The organism is Citricoccus zhacaiensis, assembly GCF_014645315.1.
GTDB classification, from domain to species: domain Bacteria; phylum Actinomycetota; class Actinomycetes; order Actinomycetales; family Micrococcaceae; genus Citricoccus; species Citricoccus zhacaiensis.
In genome coordinates, this window is the sequence record NZ_BMLQ01000002.1 from 430,069 (window position 1) to 455,119 (window position 25,051).

The window sequence follows — 25,051 nt, forward strand, 5'->3', positions numbered from 1 at the left end:
ACTGGATGACCGTGACCACCGAGAAGACTCCGACCTCCGCGACCCCCGCCACCAGTGCCGACCAGCGTCAGGTGCGCCAAGACAAGCGCGCCGAGATCCTGGCAGCCGGCGGCGAGGCGTACCCGGTCTCCGTCGGGCGCACCCACTCCCTGCAGCAGGTCCGTGAGGCCTATCCCGACCTCGAGCCGGGCTCGGAGACGGGGGACACGGTCGGCGTCGCCGGCCGCGTGGTGTTCCTGCGGAACACCGGCAAGCTGTGCTTCGCCACCTTGCAGGAAGGCGGCGACGGCGGCGAAGGCGTCCGCCTGCAGGTCATGGTCTCCCTGGCGAACGTCGGCGAGGACTCCCTCGCGGACTGGAAGCACCTGGTGGACCTCGGCGACCACCTGGCCGTGAGCGGCGAGGTCATCGCCTCGCGCCGCGGCGAGCTGTCCATCATGGCCGACTCCTGGCAGATGGCCTCCAAGGCCCTGCGGCCGTTGCCCGTGCTGCACGCCGAACTCAACGAGGAGACCCGGGTCCGCCAGCGCTATGCGGATCTGATCGTGCGGCCCGAGGCTCGGAAGATGGTGCACACCCGTGCCGCCATCATCCGCTCGATCCGCTCCACCCTGGAAGCGCGCGACTACGTCGAGGTCGAGACCCCGGTCCTGCAGCTCATCCACGGCGGCGCGCACGCGCGTCCGTTCGAGACGCACCTGAACGCCTTCGACCAGGGCATGACGTTGCGCATCGCTACGGAGCTCTACCTCAAGCGGGCCGTGGTCGGCGGGATCGACCGTGTGTTCGAGATCGGCCGCGTCTTCCGCAATGAAGGCGTGGACTCCACGCACTCACCCGAGTTCACGACCTTGGAGTCCTACGAGGCCTGGGCCGACATGTACGTCATGGCGGACCGCATGAAGGAGATGATCCTCCACGCTGCGGATGCCGTGGGCGCCGGTCGAACGGTCGAGACCCCCAACGGCACCGTCGACCTGGACGGGGACTGGGCCTGGGTCGAGGTCTACCCCGGGCTGTCCGAGGCCGTGGGCCAGGAGATCACCCCGGACACCACCGTCGAGGAATTGCGGGCGGTCGCCGAGAAGCACGAGGTGAGGTTCGATCCGTTCTGGGACGCCGAGAAGATGGTCATCGAGCTGTTCGGCGAGATCGTCGAACCGACCCTGATCAACCCGACCTTCGTCTACAACTACCCGCCCGCCGCACAGCCGCTGGCCCGCCCGCACCGTGACCAGCCGGGGGTCATCGAGGCCTGGGACCTGATCATCGGTGGAATGGAGCGTGGGACCGCGTTCTCCGAGCTGATCGACCCGGTCATCCAGCGCGAACGGCTCGTGGAGCAGTCCCGGGCCTCAGCCGCCGGTGACGACGAGGCGATGCAGTTCGACGAGGACTTCCTGCGGGCCCTCGAGTACGGGGCCCCGCCCATGGGCGGTATCGGCCTCGGCATCGACCGGCTCGTCATGCTCTTCACCGGAGCCGGTATCAGGGAGACGATCCTGTTCCCGCTGCTCAAGCCAGAGGCGCCCGGGGGCGATCACTGATGGCAAGTTTCTGGGATTACTTCTCCGTCCTGGCCCCCTCCGTGGGTCTGGCCCTGATCTTCTGGCTCGTCATGCGGTCGGTGTTCCGGGTGGACACCGGAGAGCGCCAGGCCAAGGCGGAACTCGAGGAACGCGAGGCGCAGGAATGGGCTCGCCAGCGCGCAGAGCAGGGCTCAGCAGCGGACCTGCAGAACGGCTCAGATCATGCAGACGGAGTTGATCAGCTCGACGGCTCCGGCCGGCCCGACGGACGCGGTCAGCCCCCCCGCGACTGAACCTCCGGACACTTCTGGGCGCCGCGTGGCAGGGTTTCACTCCCTGGATCCAGAGAAATTGGATACCGGGAAAACAACCCCATTCTGGTGCCAATGGCACGCGAATATGTCACTCCTTGATCCGTGAATACCCTGTCACATCAGGCTGAAAGACAGCGATGAGGATCTTTGCTGTTCGGAATCATCACGCATTCGAAACCTGTGAGTTCGCATGGAATGATGGCGTGCAAGCCCTTCTGAGTTGAAGGTTTCTTATCCTCTCGGCAATACTCGGCATTAGGATCAAAATCAGTGGATCAGATTCCAGATTGCCGATGCATTGTCCGTGGATCACCGCGGCCGATTGAACGGATGCTGGAGAGGGAATAGCAGAACACCTAGGGGGAGTCTTGGCACAGAAAGTGGAAGTGGTCTTGGTTGACGATCTGGACGGAACACCGGCCGAAGAAACCGTTCAGTTCTCCTTGGACGGGCGTCACTACGAAATCGACCTTTCGGTGGAGCACGCCAAGGAATTGCGCACGACCCTGAAGGGGTACATCCGCAAGGCCCGCGCTGTGGCGCCGCCGGCCCCCGCCAATGAGGCGGCGAAGATCCGTGAGTGGGCCGCGGACAACGGTTACGAGGTGTCCCGCCGAGGACGGTTGCACCGGGAAATCGTCGAGGCCTACCGGAACGCGAAGAAGTAGTCGGTGGCGCGGTAGGGCGGACCGCTCCGCTCCCGCCCCGCGCTTCACCCACGCCCCTTCGGGCGGCTGTTCTCCCAGTGGCGAACAGCCGCCCGAAGTCGTCCTGCGGTGCGTAGCATCGACACCACAGTCAGCAAGGAGTGTGCCCAATGTTTGAGAGATTCACGGACCGTGCCCGGCGGGTGGTGGTACTCGCGCAGGAAGAAGCGCGGATGCTCAACCACAGCTACATCGGTACCGAGCACATCCTGCTCGGTCTGATCCACGAAGGCGAAGGAGTGGCCGCCAAGGCCCTCGAGTCGCTCAACATCTCCCTGGGCGCCGTGCGCGAGCAGGTCCAGGAAATCATCGGCCAGGGTCAGCAGACCCCGTCCGGCCACATCCCCTTCACGCCGCGGGCGAAGAAGGTCCTGGAGCTCTCCCTGCGCGAGGCCCTCCAGCTGGGCCACAATTACATCGGTACCGAGCACATCCTGCTGGGGCTGATCCGCGAGGGCGAGGGCGTGGCCGCCCAGGTGCTGGTGAAGCTCGGCGCTGACCTGAACCGGGTCCGCCAGACCGTCATCCAGTTGCTCTCCGGCTACCAGGGCGGTGCCGGCGGCAAGGAGACCGCAGGAGCCGGCGTCTCCGCCGGCGGCCAGTCCGAGGGGGCCCCGGCCGGCTCGGTGGTGTTGGACCAGTTCGGCCGCAACCTGACCGCCGCAGCCCGCGAGGGCAAGCTGGACCCGGTCATCGGACGGGCCCTGGAGATGGAGCGGGTCATGCAGGTGCTGTCCCGCCGCACCAAGAACAACCCCGTGCTCATCGGTGAGCCCGGCGTCGGCAAGACCGCCGTGGTGGAGGGACTGGCCCAGGCCATTGTCCGCAACGATGTCCCGGAAACCCTGATGGACAAGCAGCTGTACACGCTGGATCTCGGCTCGCTGGTGGCCGGTTCCCGCTACCGCGGTGACTTCGAGGAGCGCCTGAAGAAGGTCCTCAAGGAGATCCGCACCCGTGGGGACATCATCCTGTTCATCGACGAGATCCACACTCTCGTGGGTGCGGGTGCCGCCGAGGGTGCCATCGATGCCGCGTCGATCCTCAAGCCGATGCTGGCCCGCGGCGAGCTGCAGACCATCGGTGCCACCACCCTGGACGAGTACCGCAAGCACATCGAGAAGGATGCCGCGCTGGAGCGCCGCTTCCAGCCGATCCAGGTCAACGAGCCCTCCGTCGAGGAGACCACCGAGATCCTCCGGGGGCTGCGTGACCGCTACGAGGCACACCACCGTGTCTCGATCACGGATGAGGCCCTGAAGTCGGCCGCCACCCTGGCTGACCGGTACGTCTCGGACCGGTTCCTGCCGGACAAGGCCATCGACCTGATCGATGAGGCCGGGGCGCGGCTGCGCATCAAGCGGATGACCACGCCGCCGGAGATCAAGGAGTTCGAGGCCCGGATCGCCGAGGTCCGTGCCGAGAAGGAGGCCGCCATCGACGGCCAGGACTTCGAGGGTGCCGCCAACCTGCGCGACCAGGAGCAGAAGCTCACGGACGAGCGCAACCAGAAGGAAGAGGAATGGCGGACCTCCGTCACCGAGGGCATCGCCGAGGTGGATGACGATCTCATCGCCGAGGTGCTCTCCACCTCCACCGGCATCCCGGTCTTCAAGCTCACCGAGGAGGAGACCGACCGCCTGCGCAACATGGAGGCCGAACTCCATCAGCGGGTCATCGGCCAGAACGAGGCCATCAAGTCGCTGTCCCAGGCGATCCGCCGGACCCGCGCGGGCCTGAAGGATCCGAACCGCCCCTCCGGCTCGTTCATCTTCGCCGGGCCCACGGGCGTCGGCAAGACCGAGCTGGCGAAGGCCCTGGCAGAGTTCCTGTTCGGTGACGAGGAAGCGCTCATCACGCTGGACATGTCCGAATTCCAGGAGAAGCACACCGTCTCCCGCCTCTTCGGTGCCCCTCCCGGATATGTCGGCTACGAGGAAGGCGGCCAGCTGACGGAGAAGGTCCGCCGGCGCCCGTTCTCCGTGGTGCTGTTCGACGAGGTGGAGAAGGCCCACGCGGACCTGTTCAACTCGCTGCTGCAGATCCTGGAGGACGGCCGTCTGACCGACTCCCAGGGCCGTGTGGTGGACTTCAAGAACACCGTGATCATCATGACCACGAACCTCGGCACCAAGGACATCTCCAAGGGCGTCATGACGGGCTTCCAGTCCGCCGCGGACACCCAGACCGGGTACGACCGCATGAAGGGCAAGGTCCAGGAGGAGCTGCGCCAGCACTTCCGGCCGGAGTTCCTCAACCGCGTGGACGACGTGATCGTCTTCCCGCAGCTGTCCAAGGGCGAGATCGTGCAGATCGTGGACCTGTTCATCGCACGCCTGCAGAAGCGCCTGGACGAGCAGGACCTCACCATCAGCGTGTCCACCCCGGCCAAGGAGTTCCTGGCCCATCGGGGCTACGACCCGGCCATGGGCGCCCGCCCGTTGCGCCGCACCATCCAGCACCTCGTGGAGGACCAGCTCTCCGAGCGAATCCTCTTCGGGGAGATCACGCCGGGTTCCGCCATCAGCGTGGGTCTGGAAGGGGAGGCGGAGACGGCCAAGCTCACCTTCACCGTCGCCCACCAGCCCGAGGTCCTGGAAGCGGCCCCCGAGCACCCGGAGATCGAGGCCTCGGCCTCCGGACAGTAGGAGTCGGCCCCGCCGTCAGTTCGGCCCCGTGCTTGACGGCAACGGATGCCGAGAGGACCCGCCCCGTCAGGGGCGGGTCCTCTGCCGTAGGGGCCGGATGCCGCTGCCGCAGTCCTACACTGAACTGATGGACTCCACTGAACCCGTCATCCGGCCCGCGCGCACGCAGGACGTCCAGGCCATCCGCGCCCTCGTGGATCCGCTGGCGCGTGATCGCGTGCTGCTGCAGAAGGAGGCCGTGGCCTACTACGAGGCCATCCAGGAGTTCACGGTGGCCGAGGCGCCGGACGGCACCCTGGCGGGATTCGGCGCCCTCCACGTGATCTGGGAGGACATCGCCGAGGTGCGCACGCTGGCGACGTCGAGTCAGTGGCGCGGCCACGGGGTGGGCCACCGCATCCTGGACCGCCTGCTGGATCGGGCCCGTGCGCTGGGCGTGTCCCGGGTGTTCTGTCTGACGTTCGAGGTCGATTTCTTCGGCCGCCACGGATTCTCGGTCATGGCAGACCAGTCCGTCGTCGACCCGGAGGTCTACTCCGAGCTGCTGCGCTCTCAGGACGAGGGCGTGGCCGAGTTCCTGGATCTGGCCCGGGTCAAGCCCAACACCCTCGGCAACACCCGCATGATCATCACCCTGTAGCCACAGCTCGGGGTGCCGTGTTTGACTGCAGGGGCAAGGGTCGGCAGGTGCCGGCCGTTCACCGTAGCGAGGAGGAGACCATGGGTACCGGAGATCGCTTTGAGAACAAGGCCGACGAGGTCAAGGGCCAGGCCAAGCAGGGTCTGGGCGACGTGACGGACAACGACCGTCTGAAGAACGAGGGCCGGGCCGATGAGGCCAAGGCCGGGATCAAGGACAAGGTCGAGGACGTCAAGGACGCCGCCAAGGACATCTTCGGCGGAAACAAGAACACCTGACCAACGCAGTCGCCGGAGTCACCGCTCGCCGTCCAGAGGTCGGCCGTGGATTCCGGCACCGGACGGCCCGGGGGCCCTCAGCCAGGCAGGCTGAGCATGGCCTCCGGGCCGTTGCCGTGCCGGACGGCCAGACCGTCTGACACCAGGCCGTCCACGCACCGCTCATACTGGGCGGCCCCGGGGCGATGCGCACCCAGGGTGCCGGCCGACGTCGTGAGGGTGGGTAGGGCGGAGAGCGTCACCGAGCCGCGCTCCCGGAGCAGGGCCATCACCGCGCCGCGCACTTGGCGGTCAGTGCCGGCCCAGGCCTGGCCCGTGGGTTTGTAGTGCGGCTCCGGCATGCCGGCCGCTCGCCAGGCGCAGAGGTCTGCCACCGGGCAGAGCTCGCACTGGGGGGAGCGGGCCGTGCAGATCAGCGCCCCGAGTTCCATCACCGCTGCATTCCACCGGCAGGCCTGCTCCGGATCCTCGGGCATGAGGTCCCGGGCCAGGGCCATCTCGGCGGCGGTCAGGGATTTCTCCGGCAGCGCGCGGCCGGAAACCATCCTGGCGTGTGCCCGGCGGATGTTGGTGTCCACCACCACCTCGGGCTGATCGAAGGCGAAGCAGGCGACGGCGGCGGCCGTGTAGGCGCCGACGCCGGGCAAGGCGAGGAGCTGGTCGGCACGGTCCGGCACCCGGTTCCCGTGGGAGCCGGCGATCTCCGCTGCGGCAGCCTGGAGTCGGAGGGCCCGGCGTGGATAGCCCAGCCGTCCCCAGGCGCGGATGACCTCGCCCGGGGGCTCTGCGGCCAGGTCCCGCGGTGTGGGCCAGCGTTCCATCCAGGCCGTCCAGACGGGCAGCACCCGCACCACGGGGGTCTGCTGCAGCATGATCTCACTGACGAGGACACCCCACGGGCTGCACTCCGGGTCACGCCACGGCAGATCCCGGGCGTGGACGGAGAACCAGTCGTTGACCCGGTGGTGAAGGGTGGACGTGATCACCGGCGCAGACATGCTGTCCACTGTAGTGCGCCGGCCGATCGTCGGCGTGGCCAGTCCGGGACCGGCCACCGCGGTCCCTAGGCTGGGGGCATGCCCGGTGAGCCCCGAAACAACGACCTGCTGAGACCGCAATCGAGCGCGGTGTACCGCCGTCGCCGGCTGGTCGCCCTGGTGCTGCTCGTGGTGGTCCTGGCGATCGTGGTGGGGCTGGTCTGGTGGCTCACCTCGCTCTTCCGGCCGGCCGGCGGCGAGGACGCTCCCGCGCCGACGTCGTCTCCGAGCGTGGCCGCAACATCCTCCGGTGAGGACGCGGCCTCGCCATCCGCGTCCGCCATGGGAACCGCGCCCGAATCCGGTGCCACCGACGGGGCCGGAGACGACCCGTCGGCCCAGCCCTCGGCCTCGGGTGAGGCCGCGGTCTCGGGCAATTGCCCGCCCGGGGACATCGTGATCTCCGCCGCGACGGACCAGCCGACCTACGGAGAAGGGGAGGAGCCGGTCCTGGAGTTGCGCGTGGACAACACGGGTGAGGAGCCCTGCGAGGCGAACCTCGGCACCACGCAGCAGGTGTTCACCGTGTACTCCGGCTCGGACCGGATCTTCTCCACGGAGGACTGCCAGGTGGACGGCCAGGACGCCCTGGTGGAGATCTCCCCGGATGAGCAGGAGCGTGCCCGGTTCACCTGGCCGCGTGTGCGCTCCGCCGAGGGCTGCGGCGAGACCACCTCGGAACCCCGCAGCGGCACCTACCGCCTCGAGGTGTCCCTGGGGGAGCTCAAGGCCCAGCCGGTGACGTTCACCCTGCAGTAACCGCGGTCAGAAGGCTGCGGGCCCAGAAGGCTGGGGGCTCACGAGGCCCAGTCCTTCATGGTCTCCAGGGCCTCCGTCAGCGTGCGGACCTCGGCCACCGCCACGCCGGCCGGCAACTCACCCAGCGGTTCGGGGGACTTCGGCACCACGGCGCGGCGGAAACCCAACCGGGCGGCCTCCCGGATGCGCCGCCCGATGCCGGGCACGGGGCGAACCTCCCCGGCCAGGCCCAGTTCCCCGAAGGCGATCAGGCCCTTGGGCACCACGGCGTTGAGCTTGGCGCTGGCGATGGCCAGTGCGGCCGCCAGGTCGGACGCGGGCTCGGTCAGCCGCACCCCACCCACGGTGGCCACGTAACAGTCGTCCTGGTTCAGGGGGAATCCGGCCCGGCGCTGCAGGACGGCCAGGATCATGTTGATCCGCGCCGAGTCCAGCCCGCTGACCGTCCGGCGGGGGCTGCCCTGCCCGGACGGCGTCAGCAGGGACTGGACCTCTGCCACCAGGGGCCGCCGGCCCTCCAGGGTCACCGTCACGCAGGTGCCCTCCACGGGGTTCAGGGTCCCGGACAGGAACAGCCCGGAGGGGTCCTCCAGGGAGACGATGCCGGCGTCCCCCAAGTCGAAGCACCCGACCTCGTCCGTCGGCCCATAGCGGTTCTTCACGGCCCGGACCAGGCGCAGGCGTGAGTGCCGTTCACCCTCGAACTGGCAGACCACGTCCACCAGGTGCTCCAGCAGGCGGGGACCGGCGATCGAACCGTCCTTGGTCACATGTCCCACGAGCACGGTGGTCATGTTCCGGCTCTTGGCCTCGTTGATCAGGCTGGCCGCCACCTCGCGCACCTGGGTGACGCCTCCGGCGGTGCCGTCCACGGACTGGGACTGCAGGGTCTGGACGGAGTCCACGATCAGCAGGTCCGGCTCGGCCTTCTCGATCTGGCCCAGGGCCCGGCCGAGATCCGTCTCGGCGGCCAGGAAGAGCGTATCGGCGACGGCGCCGATCCGGTCGGCCCGCAACCGCACCTGGGCCGCGGACTCCTCCCCGGTCACGTACAGGACAGACCGCGTGGACCCCTCCGGACGGCGGTGCCGGGCCACCTTGGCGGCCACGTCCAGCAGCAGGGTGGACTTGCCGATGCCGGGCTCGCCGGCCATCAGCACCACCGCGCCCGGAACCAGTCCGCCGCCGAGCACCCGATCCAGTTCGGACACCCCGGTGGTGTGGAAGCGGGCCTGTGAGGCGTCGATCTCACCGATCGGCACGGCCGGCGTCGCCACCGTGGCGGCGGGGGTCCGGCCGGACGAGGCATCCGCGCCGGCCTCGGTCACCGTGCCCCAGGCCTGGCACTCCCCGCACCGACCCACCCACTTGGCGGTGGTCCACCCGCACTCGCTGCAGCGGTAGCCGGGGTTCGCTCGTTTGCTGGTCTTCGTCGCCATGGACCAAGGCTAGTGCCGCGCGCGGACACGCTACCTCAGTGGCCAGTCCAGAGGCCGGCTGAGCGCCGAGTTCAGAGGCGCGGCAGGTACCCGACGGCCTCGTCGTGGGAGGCGCCGGTGGCCTCGATGAGGTCCACCATCATGGGGCGCAGCAGCATGACGAGCGCCTCGGCGTGCAGTGTGGTGGCGCCCAGCTCGGCTGGATCGAGCCGCGCCGCCGCCCCGCCGAGGGCACCCCGGGCCACGGAGAGTGACTTGTGCCGGCCGGCCGCCGCCGGCTCCCCCAGGGACCGGCCCAGGATCCCGACGGCGTCCGCGGCCTCATCGAACCAGTCTGCCAGCAGCCCGGTCCCCTCGTCGTCCAGGGCGCCGTTGTCGATCACGCTGATGACGCGGCGGGCGACGATGCGCATGCTCCGCACCGCCAGGTCGGACATCTCCACGGTGTGGGCCGTCTCGTCCAGTTCGGGACGTGCACGCCGTTTGGTGGGGGAGAAGGTGGCCAGCTCGCGGGCATTCTTGACGTCCTTGCGCAGGTTCTCCACGGCGGTCTGGGTGCCGCGGCAGGCCACCAGGCCCATCCACGCGGTCCGGGACTCGTGGGAGCGCAGCGCCTCCGAGCAGTCGCGCAGGGCACGGGTGAGCGTCACGTAGAGGTCCCGCAGGCCGGTGGCGGCCTCCTTGCGCAGGTCCTTCGGCATCAACAGGGTCACCAGGAGGGCGATGAAACCGCCGACGACGGCGTCCTGGCTGCGCGTGAACGGCCCACCCTGCGCGGCGGGCAGGAGCACCACCAGAACGGACTGCAGGCTCATCTGCAGCGTAAAGGTGGCCCCGGAGTCGATGAACCGGGCCACGAGGATGGAGGTGTAGACCACCAGCACGGCTTGCCAGTAGCCCTGGCCCAGAACGGCCTGCATCAGGTCGCCGATGAGGATGCCCAGGGTGCAGCCGATGGCCACCTCGAGGACCTTGCGCACCTTCGGGTCCCGGTTGAAACCGAGGGCGATCAGCGCTGCCGTAGCGGCGAACAGGGGATCTTGGTGACCCAGGACGAGCTCGGCGAAGACGTAGGCCAGGACGGCGCACAGGGAGGTCACGGCCGCAGGAACCAGCGCCGAGGTGACCCGGGAGGCGCCCGAGCGTGCCCGGCGGGTGGCGAAGGACCACGTGCGGGCCCACCACTGCCGTGATTTCGTCACCGTTCTCGTCCAGGAGGAGCCGGACGGAGGCTGCTGCTCCATGCCGACTAGCTTAGGCCGGTCCGACCGGCGCGGCGGACCGAGAGGCCAGGGCTTGGACCCGTCGCCATGGGACCGCCGAGGAGTCCTGATGGGACGCTGACGGTGTCCAGGGCAGCGTGAGATTACTCACGACGTCAACGAAATCTCCGGAGAAGTCGGCGACTTCCGCGCCGTTACTGGCCTCCCCGCGCGTCGGGGCGGCGGCGCCGCCTCCCGTGCCGGGGCCTCGTTAAGGTCGCGTTAATCTTGCACCGACCCTCGCGTCACCTTGCCCCCATAGCTTTCTGGTGGATCGAGGCCATCGGCATCCCTGCCCTGCTTCGTCAGTTGCCACTCGGACAAGCAGTGGTGACGGCCTCGTCTGCACTGTCATCGAACTCGAAAGAGGCATATTCGTGAAGGCTCTTCGCATCGGGCGCTACGCCGCCGTCCTGTCTGTCGCCGCTCTGGCCCTGACCGCCTGCGGCGGCAACGGTGGCTCCTCCGAGTCCTCCGCTCCGGCCGGCTCCGAGTCGGGTGCCCCGGCCGAGGTCTCGGGCACCCTGATCGGTGGTGGCGCCTCCTCGCAGGAGTCCGCCATGACCGCCTGGACCAATGGTGTCACCGAGGTCCACCCGGACCTGACCGTCCAGTACGACCCGGTGGGCTCCGGCTCCGGCCGCGAGGGCTTCCTGGCCGGCCAGTACTCCTTCGCCGGCTCCGACGCCGCCATGGACGAGGAGGAGATGGCCTCCGCCGAGGAGATCTGCGGCCCGGAGGGCGTCTTCCACGTCCCGTCCTACATCTCCCCGGTCGCCGTCGCCTTCAACCTCGAGGGCGTCGACGAGGTCAACATGGATGCCGAGACCATCGCCCAGGTCTTCACCGGTGAGATCACCACCTGGAACGATCCGGCCATCGCTGACCAGAACCCGGATGCCGAGCTGCCGGACACCGCCATCACCGTGGTGCACCGTGCCGATGACTCCGGCACCACCGAGAACTTCACCGACTACCTGACGGCAGCGGCTCCGGAGTCCTGGACCTACGACGTCGTCGAGACCTGGCCCTCTGAGATCACCGCCGAGTCTGCCCAGCAGACCTCCGGTGTGGTCTCCCTGGCCCAGTCCACCGACGGTGCCATCACCTACGCCGATGCCTCCCAGATCGGCGACCTCGGCACCGTGGCCGTCCAGGTCGGCGAGGAGTACGTGCCGTACTCCGCCGACGCTGCTGCCGCCGCCGTCGAGAAGGCCGAGCCGGGCGAGGCCGGTGCCGTCGAGCTCGACCGCACCACCACCGAGGCCGGCGTCTACCCGATCGTGCTGGTCTCTTACCACATCTTCTGCAACCAGTACCAGGACCAGGAGACCGCTGACACGGCCAAGGCCTTCGGCGAGTACGTGGTGTCCGCGGAGGGCCAGGCTGCCGCCGAGGCCTCCGCCGGCAACGCCCCGATCTCCGACGCCACCCGCGACGCCGCTCTGGAGTCCATCCAGGCCATCTCCGTCCAGGGTTGATCATCGCCGGTTCCGGCCGGTGCTGATCGGCCATTCGGCCCAGCCGCCGACCCTCTCAAGTAGGGTCGGCGGCTGTGTCATGCTTTACACGCTATCCATTCCTGAGATGTGGACCCCGGGTCCGCACCACGAACTCCGAGGGGAGTCACCGTGACTGAAACTGCCACTGAGCCGGCGAAGAGGTCGTCGCTCACGGCGTCGCGCGGCGGCGCCGCAGGGGACAAGGTCTTCTCCGGCCTGGCCCTCGCGGCCGGCGTCATCATCCTGATGGTCCTGGCGTTCGTCGCGATCTTCCTGGTGGTGGAGTCCCTGCCGGCCCTGTGGCCGGAGGTCTTCTCCGACGAGGAGAGCATCGAGAGCGCGGACACCTTCTGGCAGTACGTCTGGCCGCTCATGGCCGGCACGCTGATCGCCTCGATCATCGCCATCCTGCTGGCCACCCCGGTGGCGGTGGGGATCGCCCTCTACATCTCGCACTACGCCCCCAAGTCGGTGGCGACTCCGGTCGGCTATGTCATCGACCTGCTGGCGGCCATCCCGTCCGTCGTCTTCGGCGCCTGGGGCATGACCACGCTGGCCGGGGGCGTGGTGCCCCTCTACAAGTGGCTGCACGAGTACCTGGGCTGGATCCCGCTGTTCGGCGGGGATGCCGGCAACACCGGCCGTGCCCTGTTGACGTCCGCGATCGTGCTGGCCGTGATGATCCTGCCGATCATCACCTCCCTCTGCCGCGAGATCTTCATCCAGACCCCCAAGCTGCACGAGGAGGCCGCCCTGGCTCTCGGTGCCACCCGTTGGGAGATGATCAGGATGACCGTCTTCCCGTTCGCCCGGGCCGGCATCATCTCCTCGATCATGCTGGGCCTGGGCCGAGCCCTCGGCGAGACCATGGCCGTCACCCTGGTGCTCTCCCCGGGCATCTTCTCCTGGAGCATCATCACCTCAGGTCGGAACGCGACCATCCCGTCTGAGATCGCGCTGAACTTCCCCGAGGCCTTCGGCATGCGCCAGTCGGAGCTGATCGCAGCAGGCCTGATGCTGTTCATCATCACCCTCGTGGTCAACATGATCGCGCGCTGGATCGTCAACCGGCACAAGGAATTCTCGGGAGCGAACTGATGACCACCTCAACTGACACCACCCAGCGGGGTTCCGCCCCGCAGCCGGGCGGAACCAGGAAGAACTCCCTGACCGCCGGCCAGATGCCGCGCTGGACCTGGATCGCCGTCGCCATCGGTGCGCTGGTCCTCGCCGCCGGCCTCACGGCCCTGCTGGGCGGCGGGTCCTTCAGCTGGACCGGCTGGCTGATCTTCGCCGCGGTCCTCTACATCGTCGGCATGTACGTCACCACCTACGCCATCGAGAACAAGCGCCGTGCCACGGACGGCATCTGGCGCAACCTCGTGTGGGCCGCCTTCATCCTGGCACTCATCCCGCTGGTCTCCGTGGTCTGGACCGTGTTCGCCAACGGTCTGCCCACCCTCCTGGCCAATCCGCAGTTGCTGTGGACGGACATGGGCGGCGTGACCGGCGCGGATGACATCGCGACGCAGAATGAGGGCGCCTCCCTGCAGGGCGGCTTCCTGCACGGTCTGGCCGGCACCCTGATGATCACGCTGATGGCCACGATCATCTCGGTGCCGATCGGCCTGCTGACCTCGATCTTCCTGGTGGAGTACAGCCGGGGCGGCTGGTTCTCCCGCTCCATCGTGTTCTTCGTGGACGTCATGACCGGCATCCCCTCGATCGTGGCCGGCCTGTTCGCATTCGCCGTGGTGGAACTGTTCATCACCACGTTCATCGGGGAGTCCCCTCGGCATGTGCAGATGATCAAGATGGGCCTCACGGCGGCCATCGCCCTGTCCGTGCTGATGATCCCCGTGGTGGTCCGCTCCACCGAAGAGATGCTCCGGGTGGTCCCGAACGAACTCCGGGAGGCGTCCTACGCCCTCGGTGTGCGCAAGTGGCGGACCATCTTCAAGGTCGTGCTCCCCACGGCCATGTCCGGTATCGCCTCCGGCATCACCCTGGCCATCGCCCGCGTCACCGGCGAGACGGCACCGATCCTGGTGACCGCGGGCTATGCGGCGGCGACCAACTGGAATCCGTTCAGTGAGTGGATGACGGCCCTGCCGGTGTTCATCTACCGCCAGCTGATGAACCCGACCGCGCCGGCCGCCGGCCTGCCCTCGGCGGACCGTGCCTGGGCCGCGGCCCTGGTCCTGATCGTCATCGTGATGCTGCTCAACCTGGCCGCACGCATCATCGCCAAGGCGTTCGCGCCGAAGAAGACCGGCCGCTAAGCCGAGCAGAGACGAAAGACAGAGGAATCCACATGTCAAAGCGCATCGAAGCCATTGACCTCAACGTCTACTACGGCAATTTCCTGGCTGTGGAAGGCGTCAACATCAACATCGAACCGCGGTCCGTCACCGCCTTCATCGGCCCCTCGGGCTGCGGCAAGACGACCTTCCTGCGGACGATCAACCGCATGCACGAGGTACTCCCCGGGGCGCGCGCCGAGGGGCGGCTGCTCCTGGACGGCGAGGACGTCTACGCCACGGGCGTGGACCCGGTCACCGTCCGCACCCAGGTCGGCATGGTCTTCCAGCGTCCGAACCCGTTCCCCACCATGTCCATCCGGGACAACATCCTGGCCGGCCACAAGCTGAACGGCGCCCGGATGTCCCGTTCGGAGGCGGACGGGATCGTGGAGAAGTCCCTGCGCGGTGCCAATCTCTGGAACGAGGTCAAGGACCGGCTGGACAAGCCCGGTTCCGGTCTGTCCGGTGGCCAGCAGCAGCGTCTGTGCATCGCCCGCTCCATCGCCGTGGAGCCGGACGTGATCCTCATGGACGAGCCCTGCTCCGCCCTGGACCCGATCTCCACCCTGGCGATCGAGGACCTGATCAACGAGCTGAAGAACGAGTTCACCGTGGTGATCGTGACGCACAACATGCAGCAAGCTGCTCGCGTGGCGGACAAGACGGCGTTCTTCAACATCGCCGGCACCGGCAAGCCGGGCAAGCTCATCGAGTACGACGAGACCTCCGTCATCTTCAACAACCCCGCCAACAAGCAGACCGAGGACTACGTCTCCGGCCGCTTCGGCTGATCGACGGCGGCCGGGGCATTCCAGGCCAGGCTCGCCTCAGAACAGCGGGCTGGCGGCGGCAGCGAGGATGAGGGCCACGGCCGCGGGCGCCACCAAGGTGACGAGCCAGTAGCCGACCACCCGCTGGACCTGCTGCCACCGGACCGCGGTGTAGCGCTGGTTCTGGCCCGCGCCGAGGATGGTCGCCGCCGCGGCGTGGGTGGAGGACAACGGCAGGTGGAGGGCGAACGAGCCCACGAACAGCAGCCCGGCGCTCACGGTCGAGGCCACCGCGGAGCGCAGCGGGTCCAGGTGCACGAGCTTCTCCGTGAGGGTGTGGGCCACCCGCCACCCGCCGAACAGCGTGCCGATGGCCAGGGCGAGGCCGGCTGCCACCGGAACCCACCAGCCCATGGCATCGGGCCGGCCGATGGCGGTCAGGGCGATGGCGACCATGAAGGTCATGCGCTGGCCGGACTGCACGCCGTGGCCGAGCGCGTTGGCGGCACCGGTGATCGACAGTCCCATGCGCGCGGTGTGGTTGACCGTGCCGGGCGCGGCATCGCGGGCCACCCAAGTGGCCGGGGTGACGAGGATCCAGGACAGGAAGCACCCCAGCAACGGGGTCAGCAGCAGCCCCGCCAGCATCGCGGTGACCAAGCCGGGGGACCAGATCCCCTCGAAGGACGCGTCACCGGTCACGGTCAAGGCCACGCCGGCCCCGACGAGGCCGGCGATGAGGGCATGCGTCATGGACACGGGCAGGCCGCGCTGCCAGGCGAACAACCCCCACGCGATCGCCACGGCCAGGGCGACGACGGCCATGAGCAGGCCCGGTCCGCCGCTGGGGATGGCCGGGGGGAGCTCCTGCCACACGGCGGTCAGCAGGCCGCCGGACAGGATGCCGCCGCCGAGGTTCATCACGGCGGCCAGGAGCAGGGCCGCCCCGGGAGTGAGGGCACGGCTGCGGACGGGCAGGGCGATGGCGTTGGGAGCGTCCCGCATGCCATTGAGCAGCCCATATCCGACCGTGAGGGCGAAGACGAGGCACAGCAGGATCAGGACGAGGGGGGACACGTCTGTCAGGATTCCTGGACCAGGACGCTGCCGACGTGGACGGTGATCTGACGGACGGCGACGATGGCTGCATCCACGGCGTGCGCTGCCTCCCGCTGCCGGTTGTAGTTGCGCTGCAGCAGGTCACCGGTCATCCCGGAGACCCATTCGACCATGACGCGCTCAGCGCGCTTTGAGTTGCGCTGCAGCTGGATCCAGGTCTCCTCGAGGGCGTCGAGGGCCCGGAACTGTGCCGTGGCCTCCTTGAGGAGCTCGGCCTGCCGCCCCAAGGTCTCCAGGATGTCCATGGCCTCGGCCGGCAGCCGGTACTGCTCGGTGGAGACGATGAGCAGTCCGGCATTGCAGACCTTCTCCACGGCGTTGTTGAGCCCGTCCGCCATCAGGTAGAGGTCTTGGCGCGGCAGGGGTGTGATGAAGGAGCTGCGCAGGCTGGTGAGCAAGGCCATGTGGCGGACGCTGGACTCGCTGTCGATCTCAGACAACCGGGTGCTGACCTCCTCAGCGGCGGCCGTGGAGGAGCCCATCAACTGGGCGACCTGGTGCACGGCGGCACCCAGGCCATCCGCCAGGGCCGCGAGGTGTTCGAGGCTGGCGGTGTCCGGGGCGAGGAGGGAGGACAGTGAGAGGTTCATCAAAGAAGAGGGTATCCCGCGAGAGGGGGCAGTGCCGGACCGGGAACGCCTCTCGGCGAGTGGCCGCTCGTAGCGGCAGAATATTGGAGCCCGGGGTTACCGCGGCCCGGCACCGGTATCCAGTGTGCGCGGTCGGGGGAGGGAATGTCCACCGGCGCCGATGTTGTCAGCCATCGGCTCAATTGAGCGTGCCGCGGCGCCAGGCGGCTGCCGCCTCCTCGAGTTCCTCGGCGGTGCCCAGGAGCCGTTTGGCCTGGCGCAGCAGGACGGCGGCCTGGGCCGGCTGACCGGCCTCGAGTGCCTCGGAGTGATGTGCCTGGCCCAGGCAGACCACCCGGCTGTAGGCGGCGGCCCGCTCGAGTGCCACGTCGAAGTCGCCGGTGAAGGCGCCGGTGAGGATGTCGGTCGTCAGCTGCTGCAGTTCGCGGGCACCGGGCGGTTCCACCGGCCCCGCCACGGCGCGGGCCACATGTGCCTCGTGGCCGGCCCGGTACCAGGCGGCCCACTGGGCCCCGTTGCGGACCGTCGCCGAGCGGAGGGCGTACAGCCGCCAGAGGACACCGCTCAGGGAGATCGCCGGGGCATCGGCCCACCACTGGGCCACGGTGTCGATCCCGGCCTCCTCGACCAGGCCGACCAGCCGCCGGATCGCGGCCTGGTCTGAGGTGGACCGGCCACCGTCGACCAGGGCGCGGGCCAGCAACGCCGCGCCCTCTGCGGTGGCGGCAGGGTCCGCACCACCCTGGAAGGCGGCGAATTGGTCTGGGGCGAACGGCCGGGGCCGGTGATGGCGGACGGTGCCGGCCGCCGTCGAGCTCGCGGACCGGCCGGAACGATTCCGGGAGGACGTCACGGGAGGGCCACCTTTCCGGGGATGGGGGTGTGTCTGCTCGGGGTCTCGGTGCCGCGCGGGCGTGATGCTGCACCGGGCGGCGCCACCGGGGACCCACTCCACGGTACGCCTTCGCCGGCGGCAGGGTCGCGTCCCGGGACTCCGGCCGAGCGATCGCCGACTGGGGGCCGCCGTCCGCTAGCATGGGACGCGGTCACCGGCTGGCCAGGGCCTTTAGCTCAGTTGGCAGAGCATCGGACTTTTAATCCGCGGGTCGCGGGTTCGATCCCCGCAGGGCCCACCACGCAACGGCCCCTGAACCGGCATCATGCCGGGTCAGGGGCCGCTGCTGTGCCCAGTGCCAGAGAATGCACGCTGCTCGTCCCGGCCGCAACGCTGCCAGTTCCCGCCACCTCCCGTCCTTTCGGACCCCAGCATCCCGGTCGATCGCTTGAATATTTCAGAGATGTCTCGGTGGCAGCGCCAAGATCAAGATTTGATAACCGAATGACGAGCTCTGCGGTGCAAATGAGGGTTGTGACCGCCGAACCACTCTCGAGATAGTGGCCGCGACACGCGCTGTCCTCGCGGTTTTGGGGTCGTTCCGTCGGCTGTGGCCACCGCCCGGTCGGTGCCGTGACCTGGCGATCCGGGCTGGGGGAGGCCCTACCGCCGGAGCAGTGTCCGTGCCTAGGGTGGTGCGCATGAGTGCTTTCCCCCGGGTGCTCCGCCGGCGCATGGTGCTTGGCGGTGCCCTTGTGCCTGCAGCCGCCGCGGCGGCGCTGCTTGCCGCACCCGTGGCGACGGCCGCTCCGGCCGTCCAGCAAACACCTGTGGCGCTCACCTCGGTGGCGCCCGCACAGCGCGTGGCCTCCTTCGACTTCAACGACGCCCTTCCCGAGAATCCCGACCTGCTGCGGCAGATGCTGTGGATCAAGGAGGGGCAGGTGCCCTCCGCCGCCCCGGAGAACCTGCGCGTGGCCACCTTCTCGGCCGGGCTGAGCCGGTCTGCCCTCGGGGAGCTGACCGAGGATCTCTCCACTCCCGGAGATGAGCAGGGTCAACAGGTGGCCGAGACCGTCCAGCGGGCCGCGCCGGACCTCGTGCTGCTGACGGACGTGGACGTGGACGGAGGCGAGGAGTTCGCCCAGTCCTTCCGGACGAATTACCTGGCCGTCGGGACCGGTGGCCAGCAGGGTATCGACTACCCGTACATGTACGTGGCCGAGGTCAACAACGGCGTGGACACCGGGGCAGACCTGGACAACGACGGCATCATCGGCGGGCCCGGGGACACCTTCGGCCCGGGCGAGTTCGCGGGCCAGCACGGCATGGTGCTGTATTCCAAGCATCCCCTGGACACGGAGGGCATCCGCACCTTCCGGGAACTGCCGTGGGATTCCATGCCGGGCAACGCCATCCCGGAGGACACCTTCACCGATCTCGAGCGGTCCGTCCTGCGTCTCTCGTCCACCTCGCACTGGGACATCCCCGTCCAGGTCGGCGACCAGACCGTGCACGTGCTGGCGGCCCAGCCGAGTGGTGCCGGCGACGGCCTCGCCGGGGCGGAGCGCCACCACGATGAGATGAGGCTGTGGGCGGACTACGTCTCCGGGGACCCGGCCGACTCCGGCTACATCGTGGACGACGAGGGCCGACCCGGCGGGTTGGACGAGGGCGAATCCTTCATTCTGGCCGGCGAGTTCGGCCCGCTGACCGGCACCGCCCTGGACGAGGAGGAGCATCCCTCCGTCATCGCCGGCCTGCTGGAGTCGGAGGTCATCCACGATCCCGAACCCACCTCGCGCGGCGCCCAGGCGCTCACCGAGGACGAGCATCCGATGGCCACCGAGGTGGTGGGCCGTGAGGGCGGCGACTGGACGGTGGCTCGGTCGGACTACCTGCTGCCGTCCTCGTCCCTGACCACCGCGGCGTCCGGTGTCTTCTGGCCCCAGTCCGGCCAACTGGGCTCGCACCTGACCCGGGCCAACGCTCCGGGTGGCGAACCGGGCGAGTCCAACGACACGACCCCGAGCGAGCACCGTCTGGTCTGGACCGACCTCGACCTCGGCTCCGAAAGCGACTGACGGCCGCGTGAGAGAGACCCTGTCCACCGGCCACCACGTGGTCTGGTCACGGCCTGAGTCCCAGCGCCACGGCACGGACCTCGTGCTGGTCATCCACGGCTACGGGGCCAATGAGGTCCGGGCCGCCCAGGCCTACTTCGGCATGCTTCCCGAGAACGCCACGGGCCTGGCCGTGCGCGGCGGGTTCGAGATCGACGCCGGCGCCGCACCGGTCATGGAGGGCACGGACGGCGCCGGGTCCGGTCCGGGACCCGATCCGGGCGCCTGGGGCTGGTTCCTCCTGGACTACTTCCTGACGAACGACTTCGCCGAGGTGGTGGCGGCTGCCCATCGCGTCTTCGACCTGCTGGACGCCGAGGAGGTCACCCGGAGCGGATTCCGGACGGTCTCGGTGCTCGGTCACTCCCAGGGGATGGCCATGGCCTCCACGGTGTACCGGCTCCGTCCGGAGGCCTTCACCTGCGTGGTGGGCCTCAGCGGCTTCGTGCTCTCCAACCCGTTGCTGGAGACCCTGGACTCGCCCCCGGAGGGGCCGGGGCCCAGGCCCTTCTTCTGGGGCCGGGACGTGGAGGATCTCGTCATCAACCCGGACGCCATCGCGTACACGGCCGACTGGCTGGACGCCAACACCCGGCTCACGGCCCGCACCTATGAGGGCATGGGGCATGGGATGAGCGCCGAGGAGGCCCGGGACGTCCGGATCTTCCTGAAGCACGCGCTCCGGTAGCGTCGTCGGTAGGATCCACCAGCTCCAGGAGGCCACCACCATGGCAAAGAAATCGATCATCTCGACGGTCGCCGGGCAGAAGGCGACCGATTTCGCCCTGAACCGGGCCGTGGACCCGCACGGTAACCCGACGCCGGCCTTCCAGAAGATCGTGCTCCGGGCCGTGGAGGTCCAGCGCCCATTGGTGCTGCGCAACCTCAACCGCCTGCGCCGGTCGCATCCGGACGAGACGCCCGCCCACCTCGCCGAGCGCCTGGGCAAGCAGTACCTGACCGCCGTCACCGGGGGCGGGGCCGCCGTCGGGGGTACCGCCGTGGTGCCGGGGGTCGGCACGGCCGCCGCCCTGGGCCTCTCCGCCGCGGCCACCATCGGTTTCCTCGAGACCACGGCCCTGTACGCCCAGTCCGTGGCGGAGCTGATGGGCGTGACCACTGAAGACCCACAGCGCGCACAGACCCTGGTCATGGCCGTGATGCTCGGCGACGACGGCCGCAAGCTCCTGCGGGACTTCACCAGCCAGGCGAACGGCTCCGGGTCCGGCCCGCTGGCAGGCGCGGTGGCTGCCATCTCCGGGACGTCCGGCATCTCCGATGTGCTGTTCCAGCAGATGAAGCGCATGTTCATGAAGAAGTTCATCGTCCGGCAGGGTGCCGGCATGCTCGGCCGACTGGTGCCGTTCGGGGTGGGCGCCGTGATCGGCGGCGTCGGCAACCGGGCCATGGGCAAGAGCGTCATCAAGGCCGCCCAGAACATCTTCGGGCCGCTGCCGGCATCACTGCCCGGGCGGTTGGTGACGGACCTCCAGGCCCTGCCGGCCGGGAAGAAGGCCAAGCACTCCGCCGCCGGTGCCCGGGGAGCGGGCGACGTGACGGCAGGAGCGGACGCGGATTCGGAGGACGCCGGGACGGATCCGGAGCTGGTGGCCCTGCTGGAGGAGGGCGTGCGCGCGGACATCGAGGCACTGCGGGCGGACGGCACCCTGGACGCCCTGAGGGCGGAGGACCCGGCCGGGTTCGCGGCCGACGTCGAGGCCGCCCGCGCCGAACACCGCCGGAACCGCACGCGCGGGCAGTGAGCCACCCCGGTCGGTCACGGTTAGCCGAAGGCCAGGGTGGCGACCGTGTAGATCGCCAGGCCGGCCAGGGCACCGACGATGGAGCCGTTGATCCGGATGAACTGCAGGTCCCGGCCGAGGTAGAGCTCGATGGTGCGGGAGGCCTGCCGGCCGTCCCAGCGTTGGATGGTCTCGCCGAAGATCCCCACCAGCTCCGGCCCGTAGCGGCGGGCCAGATGCTGGGCGCCGTCGGAGGCCCAGCCGTCCACGCGGTCCGCCAGCGCCGGGTCCTCCTCGAGCCGGACGCCGAGGTCCTGCAGGGCGGCCACCAGGGCCAGGTGCAGGTCTGAGCCGGGGTCCCGCAACTGGGCCAGCAGCGCGGACTTCGTCGTGGCCCAGGCCCGCTCGGCCCACTCCCGCATGCGTGGATCGTTGAACAGCTCCCTCTTGGCCTGCTCCACCTTCGCCCTGGTCGCCGGGTCCCGGTGCAGGTCGGTCACCAGGTCCGCGAGCCAGTCGTCCACCGAGCGGCGCAGCTCGTGGTCCGGATCCTCCCGCACGGCAGCAAGGTACTTCAGGGCCTCGGCATGGATCCGTTCGGCCAGCAATTGGTCGACGACGCCCGGCACCCACTGCGGGGAGCGTTGCCGCACGCTGTTCAGGAAGAACTCGGGGTGCCGGGTGATCCAGTCCCCGGTCCGGGACACCACCAGGTCCACCACCTGGTCATGGTGGCGCTCGGCGGTCACCTTGCCCAGGACCTCCGACAGGGTGGGCGCCCAATCGGGCTCGATCATGTGCTTCTGAGCCAGGTTGGCCACCAGGTCCCGCACCAGGACATCGTCCATGGCGTCCAGGATCCGCTCGGCGGAGGCGGAGACCTCCGCCGCCACCCGCTCCGCATGCGGGCGCTGGCGGAGCCAGGCCCCGGTGCGGCCGGCGAGTTTCAGTCCGGCGAGCTTCTCCCGGGCCACCTCCCCGTCCAGGAAGTTCTCCTGCACGAAGGCTCCCAGGGATTCCCCGATGGTGTCCTTCTTGCGCGGGATGATGGCCGTGTGCGGGATCTTCAGGCCCATCGGGTGCCGGAACAGGGCGGTGACCGCGAACCAGTCGGCGATGGCGCCCACCATGCCGCCCTCGGCGGCGGCCCGGACGTACCGCAGCCACGGGTAGTCGTCCTGCAGGGCGAAGGACACCACGAAGACCACCGCCAGCAGCACCAGGACGCCCGTGGCCACCGCCTTCATCCGGCGCAGGGCGGAGGCGCGCTGGGCCTCGGAGGGGCCGGCGTCGGGCATCTGGTTCTCCATGGGTCCTCCGGCCGGGATCAAAGTGTCAGCACAAGTTAACCAGCCCGTCGCCTGCCGCCGGCGGTGGCCACGGTGCAGGGCCCGTACCCTTGGGGGCGTGTCCGACACCCCGAGCCCCGGCACCACCCCGCACCCTACCGACGCTGACCGGCACCCGCCGTTGCGGCGACCTCTGGTGATCGCCCATCGGGGGTCCTCCGGAGCCTACGCCGAGAACACCCGCGCGGCGTTCCTGCACGCGCTCGCCGAGGGCGCGGACGGCGTGGAGGTGGACGTCCACCTGACGCGGGACCGGCACCTGGTGTGCCTGCACGATCAGACCCTGGAGCGCACCTCCGACGGGTCCGGCCCGGTGGCCGACCACACGCTGGCCCAGCTGCGCCGGCTCGACTTCCACCGGTGGAAGGGCGCGCGGCTCCCGGGCGAGTACGGCCCCGCCTCCTCCCAGCTGCTGACGTTGCCGGACCTGGTCGAGCTGCTCGCCGCCGCACGCCGCCCCGTGCGGCTGGCCCTGGAGCTCAAGCATCCGAGCCCCTTCGGCCATGAGCTCGAGGAACGCGCCCTGTCCTGGCTGCTGGGGGCAGGGTGGGATCCGGAGACCTCGAGGATCGGGGCGGTGGAGGTGACCTTCATGAGCTTCTACGCTGGCTCCCTGCAGTACCTCGCCCCGTCGGTGGGCTCCGAGCACCTGTGTCAGCTGCTCTCCGTGGTGCCCGCCGAGCCGGTGCCGAGCCGCTTCAACCTCGGTCCGCTCAGCCGCGCCGCCGTGCGGGCCGCGTTGCGCCAGGCCGTGGCGGACGCCGAGCGGCTGATCTGGGAGGGCCGGGCGGGCATCGCCGGACCGGGGGTGGCCTACGTGCGGGAGAACCTGGCCGATGTGAAGGCGTGGCTCGCGGCGGGGCGCACCCTGCGGGTGTGGACGGCGGACCGGGATGAGGATGTGGATCTGCTGCTGCGGACCGGGGTGCAGCAGATCACCACGAATCTGCCGGCCCGCGTGCTGGAGCGGGTCCGCCGCCGTGAGCGCGTGCTGGTCGGCACCGGGGCATGATCGTCAGCGTTGCCCGGGCAGGCGCATGAGCTGCTCCAATGGGCCGATCGGCCGCCATTTCACCCACAGGTGGGCCAGCAGGACCAGCACCGCGGACAACACGATGGTGATGAGGTAGCCCCGGAGCAGGGTGTGCGGTTCCGGCCGGATGATGGCGGCGAGGACGAAGAGGTGCGCCACGTAGATGCTGAGAGAGAGCCGTCCGGCCGAGACCAGCATCCCCAGGCGGCGGTCCACGAGGTTCCCGGCCCAGAGGAACCCGCCGAGGGCCACGAGTGCCGTGCCGATGCTGGAGACCAGCCACAACGGCATCTGCGAGTGCCCGACGGCGGACAGGAGCCGGTCCCAGCCGATCTCGTCCCCCGGCTGGCCCAGCATCCGGATCAGGACCTGCGAGAGGGCGTAGGCGCCGATGGCCGCGACCCCACCCCACACCACCAGCCGCTTCTGCAGCCTGCGGTCCGTGAGGGGGGCCCGTCCCAGGATGAGCCCCACCAGGAAGGGGACGCACCACACCAGTACCGGGTAGGAGCCGGAGAGGAAGATCCGGTGGAGCAGGTGGGGAGCGTCGTTGCTCAGGTCCGGATCAGCGAACTGGAAGGCGGTCCCGGAGGCCAGCTGCGCCCCGATCCAGGCCACGGGTCCTACGGCCAGCAGGGTCCCGGCCAGCGCGGCGATGACCGGGGTCGGAGCCTTCAGCAGTGGCAGGGACAGCAGGAACAGCACCCCGTACACAGCCAGGATGACACTGACGTCGTGCCCCAGTTCCTGCAGGGCGAGGCCGCCGGCGAACAGCAGCGCGGAGCGCCACAGGACCGTCCGCCACGGCAGCCGCCCACCGGGCCGGCGAGCGGACCGGGTCAGGAAGGACATGCCCACCCCGGCCAGCACCACGAACAGGATGGAGGCCCGCCCCACCGGCAGGTCGTACACGAATCCCGCGATCCCCGGTTCACCCCGGGGACCCACATTCACCGCGATCATGCCGATGATGGCCAGCGCCCGGGCCGCGTCGAGGCCCGTCAGGCGCACGCCGGAGGGCGGAGACGCCGCGGGGGAACCCGAGGCGGCCGGCACGTTGGCTGGGGTCATG

Annotated in this window: 23 protein-coding genes and 1 tRNA gene; 16 read left to right on the plus strand and 8 right to left on the minus strand. The window is 69.4% G+C overall.

What is annotated here, in order from left to right; genetic code table 11:
- Nucleotides 1-5 precede the first annotated feature (5 nt).
- From lysS to IEX49_RS05415, 6 genes are all read left to right on the plus strand, one after another.
- Nucleotides 6-1,547, plus strand: a complete 1,542-nt coding sequence (gene lysS / locus IEX49_RS05390; RefSeq protein WP_188804907.1) for a lysine--tRNA ligase — start codon at nucleotides 6-8, stop codon at nucleotides 1,545-1,547.
- On the plus strand, nucleotides 1,547-1,822 hold the full coding sequence (locus IEX49_RS05395) for a hypothetical protein (RefSeq protein WP_229672264.1): 276 nt from the start codon (nucleotides 1,547-1,549) through the stop codon (nucleotides 1,820-1,822). Before lysS ends, IEX49_RS05395 begins: the two co-directional genes overlap by 1 nt.
- A 389-nt stretch (nucleotides 1,823-2,211) precedes the next feature.
- Complete coding sequence (locus IEX49_RS05400) at nucleotides 2,212-2,511, plus strand: histone-like nucleoid-structuring protein Lsr2 (protein ID WP_188804909.1); 300 nt, start codon at nucleotides 2,212-2,214, stop codon at nucleotides 2,509-2,511.
- 149 nt (nucleotides 2,512-2,660) lie between these two features.
- Nucleotides 2,661-5,198: an ATP-dependent Clp protease ATP-binding subunit gene (locus IEX49_RS05405; protein WP_188804911.1), complete on the plus strand. Its 2,538-nt coding sequence runs from the start codon at nucleotides 2,661-2,663 to the stop codon at nucleotides 5,196-5,198.
- Nucleotides 5,199-5,325: 127 nt separating this feature from the next.
- The gene (locus IEX49_RS05410; protein WP_188804913.1) at nucleotides 5,326-5,838 is read left to right on the plus strand and encodes an amino-acid N-acetyltransferase; all 513 of its coding nucleotides are present in this window, start codon (nucleotides 5,326-5,328) and stop codon (nucleotides 5,836-5,838) included.
- 80 nt (nucleotides 5,839-5,918) lie between these two features.
- Nucleotides 5,919-6,116 carry a CsbD family protein gene (locus IEX49_RS05415; RefSeq protein WP_188804915.1) on the plus strand — a complete coding sequence of 66 codons (198 nt, stop codon included), beginning with the start codon at nucleotides 5,919-5,921 and terminating at the stop codon, nucleotides 6,114-6,116.
- 77 nt (nucleotides 6,117-6,193) lie between these two features.
- Here IEX49_RS05415 and IEX49_RS05420 read toward each other — a convergent pair whose 3' ends face one another.
- On the minus strand, nucleotides 6,194-7,114 hold the full coding sequence (locus IEX49_RS05420; RefSeq protein ID WP_188804917.1) for an iron-sulfur binding domain-containing protein: 921 nt from the start codon (nucleotides 7,112-7,114) through the stop codon (nucleotides 6,194-6,196).
- A 78-nt stretch (nucleotides 7,115-7,192) separates the two neighbouring features.
- Between IEX49_RS05420 and IEX49_RS05425 the strand changes: the two genes are divergently transcribed.
- Entirely contained in the window at nucleotides 7,193-7,912 is a 720-nt protein-coding gene (locus tag IEX49_RS05425) for a hypothetical protein (RefSeq protein ID WP_188804919.1), read from the plus strand.
- Between the two features lie 38 nt (nucleotides 7,913-7,950).
- Here the strand turns inward: IEX49_RS05425 and radA are convergent, their stop codons facing one another.
- Together radA and IEX49_RS05435 are read right to left on the minus strand one after the other, a co-directional pair.
- Entirely contained in the window at nucleotides 7,951-9,351 is a 1,401-nt protein-coding gene (radA, locus tag IEX49_RS05430) for a DNA repair protein RadA (protein ID WP_188804921.1), read from the minus strand.
- A 71-nt stretch (nucleotides 9,352-9,422) separates the two neighbouring features.
- The gene (locus IEX49_RS05435) at nucleotides 9,423-10,595 is read right to left on the minus strand and encodes an FUSC family protein (protein ID WP_188804923.1); all 1,173 of its coding nucleotides are present in this window, start codon (nucleotides 10,593-10,595) and stop codon (nucleotides 9,423-9,425) included.
- Between the two features lie 395 nt (nucleotides 10,596-10,990).
- On the opposite strand from IEX49_RS05435, the gene pstS reads away from it, so the two are divergent.
- The 4 genes from pstS to pstB all read left to right on the plus strand — a co-directional run bounded on the left by pstS (nucleotide 10,991) and on the right by pstB (nucleotide 15,209).
- Entirely contained in the window at nucleotides 10,991-12,094 is a 1,104-nt protein-coding gene (gene pstS / locus IEX49_RS05440; protein WP_188804925.1) for a phosphate ABC transporter substrate-binding protein PstS, read from the plus strand.
- Nucleotides 12,095-12,244: 150 nt separating this feature from the next.
- Entirely contained in the window at nucleotides 12,245-13,213 is a 969-nt protein-coding gene (gene pstC / locus IEX49_RS05445) for a phosphate ABC transporter permease subunit PstC (RefSeq protein ID WP_188804927.1), read from the plus strand.
- Nucleotides 13,213-14,397 carry a phosphate ABC transporter permease PstA gene (gene pstA, locus IEX49_RS05450; protein WP_188804929.1) on the plus strand — a complete coding sequence of 395 codons (1,185 nt, stop codon included), beginning with the start codon at nucleotides 13,213-13,215 and terminating at the stop codon, nucleotides 14,395-14,397. The genes pstC and pstA overlap by 1 nt, the downstream gene beginning before the upstream one ends.
- A 32-nt stretch (nucleotides 14,398-14,429) precedes the next feature.
- Entirely contained in the window at nucleotides 14,430-15,209 is a 780-nt protein-coding gene (gene pstB, locus IEX49_RS05455) for a phosphate ABC transporter ATP-binding protein PstB (protein ID WP_188804931.1), read from the plus strand.
- 36 nt (nucleotides 15,210-15,245) lie between these two features.
- Here pstB and IEX49_RS05460 read toward each other — a convergent pair whose 3' ends face one another.
- The 3 genes from IEX49_RS05460 to IEX49_RS05470 form a co-directional block, all read right to left on the minus strand.
- Nucleotides 15,246-16,265: an inorganic phosphate transporter gene (locus tag IEX49_RS05460; protein WP_188804934.1), complete on the minus strand. Its 1,020-nt coding sequence runs from the start codon at nucleotides 16,263-16,265 to the stop codon at nucleotides 15,246-15,248.
- A 5-nt stretch (nucleotides 16,266-16,270) separates the two neighbouring features.
- Nucleotides 16,271-16,897, minus strand: coding sequence for a hypothetical protein (locus tag IEX49_RS05465; protein WP_188804936.1), 627 nt, complete (start codon nucleotides 16,895-16,897; stop codon nucleotides 16,271-16,273).
- 178 nt (nucleotides 16,898-17,075) lie between these two features.
- The gene (locus tag IEX49_RS05470) at nucleotides 17,076-17,750 is read right to left on the minus strand and encodes a hypothetical protein (protein WP_188804937.1); all 675 of its coding nucleotides are present in this window, start codon (nucleotides 17,748-17,750) and stop codon (nucleotides 17,076-17,078) included.
- Nucleotides 17,751-17,957: 207 nt separating this feature from the next.
- On the opposite strand from IEX49_RS05470, the gene IEX49_RS05475 reads away from it, so the two are divergent.
- The 4 genes from IEX49_RS05475 (at nucleotide 17,958) to IEX49_RS05490 (ending at nucleotide 21,618) form a co-directional block, all read left to right on the plus strand.
- Nucleotides 17,958-18,033 (plus strand) — tRNA-Lys (locus tag IEX49_RS05475).
- Nucleotides 18,034-18,433: 400 nt separating this feature from the next.
- A complete protein-coding gene (locus IEX49_RS05480) occupies nucleotides 18,434-19,816 on the plus strand; it encodes an endonuclease/exonuclease/phosphatase family protein (RefSeq protein ID WP_188804939.1) in 1,383 nt (460 codons plus the stop codon).
- Between the two features lie 7 nt (nucleotides 19,817-19,823).
- On the plus strand, nucleotides 19,824-20,543 hold the full coding sequence (locus IEX49_RS05485; RefSeq protein WP_229672266.1) for an alpha/beta hydrolase: 720 nt from the start codon (nucleotides 19,824-19,826) through the stop codon (nucleotides 20,541-20,543).
- Nucleotides 20,544-20,583: 40 nt separating this feature from the next.
- A complete protein-coding gene (locus tag IEX49_RS05490) occupies nucleotides 20,584-21,618 on the plus strand; it encodes a hypothetical protein (protein WP_188804941.1) in 1,035 nt (344 codons plus the stop codon).
- 20 nt (nucleotides 21,619-21,638) lie between these two features.
- Here IEX49_RS05490 and IEX49_RS05495 read toward each other — a convergent pair whose 3' ends face one another.
- Nucleotides 21,639-22,907 carry a DUF445 domain-containing protein gene (locus IEX49_RS05495; protein ID WP_188804943.1) on the minus strand — a complete coding sequence of 423 codons (1,269 nt, stop codon included), beginning with the start codon at nucleotides 22,905-22,907 and terminating at the stop codon, nucleotides 21,639-21,641.
- A 160-nt stretch (nucleotides 22,908-23,067) separates the two neighbouring features.
- Between IEX49_RS05495 and IEX49_RS05500 the strand changes: the two genes are divergently transcribed.
- Nucleotides 23,068-23,958: a glycerophosphodiester phosphodiesterase family protein gene (locus tag IEX49_RS05500; protein ID WP_229672292.1), complete on the plus strand. Its 891-nt coding sequence runs from the start codon at nucleotides 23,068-23,070 to the stop codon at nucleotides 23,956-23,958.
- 3 nt (nucleotides 23,959-23,961) lie between these two features.
- Here the strand turns inward: IEX49_RS05500 and IEX49_RS05505 are convergent, their stop codons facing one another.
- Nucleotides 23,962-25,050 carry an acyltransferase family protein gene (locus IEX49_RS05505; RefSeq protein ID WP_188804947.1) on the minus strand — a complete coding sequence of 363 codons (1,089 nt, stop codon included), beginning with the start codon at nucleotides 25,048-25,050 and terminating at the stop codon, nucleotides 23,962-23,964.
- Between the last annotated feature and the right edge of the window lies 1 nt (nucleotide 25,051).